This window comes from Belnapia moabensis DSM 16746 (assembly GCF_000745835.1).
GTDB lineage: Bacteria > Pseudomonadota > Alphaproteobacteria > Acetobacterales > Acetobacteraceae > Belnapia > Belnapia moabensis.
Genome location: NZ_JQKB01000208.1, coordinates 1 through 3,334, shown reverse-complemented (window position 1 = coordinate 3,334; position 3,334 = coordinate 1). Strand labels below are relative to the sequence as shown.

The following is a 3,334-nucleotide window of genomic DNA, read 5'->3' as shown; positions in this document are numbered from 1 at the left end:
TCTTCATCGGAGACGTCGGACGGGTATGGCTTGCGGGCACGCTGCATTCTTCATACTGAAGAATACTACCGAGAAGGTCCATAACACCCTCTAGGCTGCTCATTCGCGCTTGAAACACCAGCGGACAAGTGGGTACTCGGTGGAACACTGGATCAGCCATTCCGCGGCCTCGAGCACCGATCGAGCCTACCCATGCTCGATCGGGCCATGACCGAGCCCGGCTACAATCGCCCAAACGCCGCCAAGCACCAGCGCAACGCCGAATGCTTTGGCGATCCACCTACCCTGCGGCGCCAGCTTCTCGGTCAGTACGGCCAGTGTGATGGCTGCCACCCAAAGGAGGTTCATCACCCCGCCGACGAACAGCAGCGCCATCAGCGCCCAGCAGCACCCGACGCAGAAGGCCCCGTGCTCTACGCCCATGCGGAGGGCGCCACCGGCTCCAGCCCGCCAGCGCCCCATAATGAAGGCGAGCGGCGAGCGGCACAGTCCCAAACAGGCATCCTTGAGCGGCGACCATTGGTAGAGCCCGGCGGCGACGAGGATGATACCGCCCAAGACGGGGCTGATGGTGGACATGTGAGACGAGAGGAGCGCGAGCCGGTCCAACGCCCACTGCAAGGTAGTGGCGACGAGTGCGAAGGCAGACCAGACCACAAGGTAGCCCGCGACAAAGGCACCCACAGGCGTCACGGTGTGGCCCTGGTCCCGGCTGCGCCGGGCGAAGGTGGCGAAGAACAGGATCATCGGCGCCGCGGCGGGGAGCATCATGCCTACCATCATCACCGCCCACATCCCGAGCATCATGACGAAGTACGCCGTCGTCCACGGGCCAAGGCGCGAGGCATCTGCCATCCCGGGCACGTCCGGCATGCCGCCGTGCATACCACCAGCCATCATTGCGAGGTAGGCCCAGGACAGCGCCGTTAAGCCCGCAATCGCGGTCAGAACGGCGATGCGATCCCGCGCCAACATGCGTTCGAGCAGGCTTCTAGGGGCAGTCACGGGCGTTTTGGGATACCGTTCTGGGTTAGATGGATGCGGGCAAACTGGCCGTAGCTGTCCTTGAAGTCGAGGCTTACCCCACCGGTTGCCGTCGTCGAGCCGCTGCCGTATTCGGCATCTGTGTACTCAAAGCCGCTGCGAAGCGAGACACGTACACGGTGATCCTGACCAGTGAAGGGGCTCTTGATCGGCGTGCCGGTGGAGTCGATCACGCCCGGCACAACGATCCGCCCGCGGCAGGCATCGGGGTCGATCTCGATCTCGATTTTGGTGAACACCGGGTCGAGCACGTTGCTCATCGTCGTCGAGAATACTTGGAAGACAGTGGCGCCCGGCTCGGTCTCCCGGCCATGCAGTATCTCGATCAATGCCTTGCGCTGGTCTGCATCGGCGCGCTCGTCGATAAAGAACTGCTGGCTGCCATTACCTAAGTGGATGGGACCGGGCCAACCATAGGTGCCAACCCATGCCAGACCGTCCAGGCGCGTGCTCCCGAAGTGGCCCTGCTCAATGCGCATACCGGCGATAGCGCGGCAGGTACCATCGGTTGGTAGAGCATTGAACTGGCACGGGCATCCCCAAGCACAGTTGCAGTTAACGTACTCGGGACCCTCGATGCTCCAATCGACATGTGTCATCGGTGCGAACTCCGGCGTACACGGCTGCGCCCAGCCCAGGTTTAGGAACGGGACCACGGGACCTACCTCGTCCGGCAACTCTAAGTGGTCCCTGAGGGCGAAGCACGCGGGAACTACAGCCGAAACAGCACACGCGGCCGTTGTGGGCAGGGGCATTTGGCGGTTCTGCTCCGACGCAGTGCTGAATGTTCGCAGCAAACCGCCAGGGCGCTTCCGCTATCCCCGTCATCGTTGACCCGCGTGGTTCCTGGGGAGCAGCATCTTCTGCCCCCTCAGGGGTAGGGAGAAGCAAAATGCACATCATGATCAGCCGCTACGCGGGCGCTGCGGGGATGACCGCGGAAGCGGCACCGAAAGCCCAGCATGGGCTCGTCCCAATCTTGAAAGACCAACCGGGCTTCTACGGATACGCAGCCTTCGGAAGCGAGCAGGGCGACATCGTCTCCGTCTCCGTCTGGGAGAGCGGCACAGCGGCAGCGGAAGCCCGGCCGAAAATCGGCGAATGGGTGTCCGGCAATCTCGCTGGGCTCAGTCAACCGACCGAGCGGTTCCTGGGCGATGTCGGGCCGCACGCCATGGCCACGCCGCAGAGCGGTGGATCGGCTCAATCCCTCTACTGCATGGTAAGAAAGGCGGAGAACCTGCCCTCCACCGCGATCCAGCAGCCGGTCGTCGAGGAGATGCTGGCCACGACCCAAAAGGTCCCTGGTTTCCGAGGCGCCTACTGGCTGCGCTCCGCAGACGATCAGACGCGGGGGGCTTCCGTCCTGTTCTTCGATAATCGTGAGCACGCTTGGGAGGCGCATGAGACCGCCCTGGCGGTCATGAACAAGCACCAGCCGAACGTCAGTGTCCGGGTGGCGGCCTCGGGACAGACCGCCGTCCTGGCGATGGCGTGACCGCATCCAGCCTGGGCGGGCTGTCATTCCGGCCGTGCTTCGGCCCAAGGGAGACGACGATGGTGGACACGCTCGGGTGGCGCATGAAGCTTGGGGTGCTCGTGCCCTCCACCAATACCTGCGTACAGCCTGAGTACGATGCCATGCGCCCGCCCGGCGTCACCAACCACGTCCGAGGGTTCCCCACCCCAATGCCCCGACCCGGACCGACGCGGAGTTCAGCCAGCAGTTGGAGAACATGCGCGCTACCATGGTGGACGGCATGGACGAGGTGCTGACCTTGGAGCCCGACCACATTATTCTCGCCACCGCGGCTGAGTCCGCTGGCGGTGTCGTCGGTGCCCGTCTTCTTCGGGAGAGGCTGTTGGCCAGGAGCAACGGGCGGGTAGGCGTGACGCTCGGGGCCGACGCAATCCTGGCAGCACTTCACTGCGCATCGGACTCGTGACGCCCTACATGCCTGTTGGCGACGAACAGGCGAGCCGGTTCTTTGAAAACAGTGGCTTCGCAGTGGGGCATGTGAAAGGGCTCAGGTGCGGCGAACCGGTGCTGATCGCACACCCCCGAGCCGGAGCTACGGGACGCCATCATCGAGGTGGGTAGGCCAGAGGTGGATGCAGTTGTCATAGTCGGTACCAACCCCCAATGGCGCGGGTCGCGGCGAGTGCAGAAATCTGGCTGAGCAAGCCAGTGATCGCTCTTATTGAGGCGGCCCCCATTGTCTTGACTACGCGGCGTAGCGGAATTGCGGGTGCTGAAAGATGGAGCGGATCCGCTGCGGCCGCTTGGCAA

4 protein-coding genes are annotated in these 3,334 nt (G+C 63.8%); 2 read left to right on the top strand and 2 right to left on the bottom strand.

All coding sequences use genetic code 11. The annotated features are described in order from the left end of the window. Positions 1-186: 186 nt before the first annotated feature. Positions 187-975, bottom strand: coding sequence for a DUF2182 domain-containing protein (locus EP26_RS30185; protein ID WP_043345047.1), 789 nt, complete (start codon positions 973-975; stop codon positions 187-189). A gap of 26 nt (positions 976-1,001) precedes the next feature. Next, entirely contained in the window at positions 1,002-1,643 is a 642-nt protein-coding gene (locus tag EP26_RS30180) for a DUF1326 domain-containing protein (protein ID WP_043345049.1), read from the bottom strand. Positions 1,644-1,936: 293 nt separating this feature from the next. Here EP26_RS30180 and EP26_RS30175 point away from each other — a divergent pair, with 293 nt between their 5' ends. Both EP26_RS30175 and EP26_RS30170 read left to right on the top strand, forming a co-directional pair. Beyond that, on the top strand, positions 1,937-2,542 hold the full coding sequence (locus EP26_RS30175; protein WP_043345045.1) for an antibiotic biosynthesis monooxygenase: 606 nt from the start codon (positions 1,937-1,939) through the stop codon (positions 2,540-2,542). A 250-nt stretch (positions 2,543-2,792) separates the two neighbouring features. Beyond that, positions 2,793-2,990, top strand: coding sequence for a hypothetical protein (locus EP26_RS30170; RefSeq protein WP_084113173.1), 198 nt, complete (start codon positions 2,793-2,795; stop codon positions 2,988-2,990). The last annotated feature ends 344 nt before the right edge of the window (positions 2,991-3,334 follow it).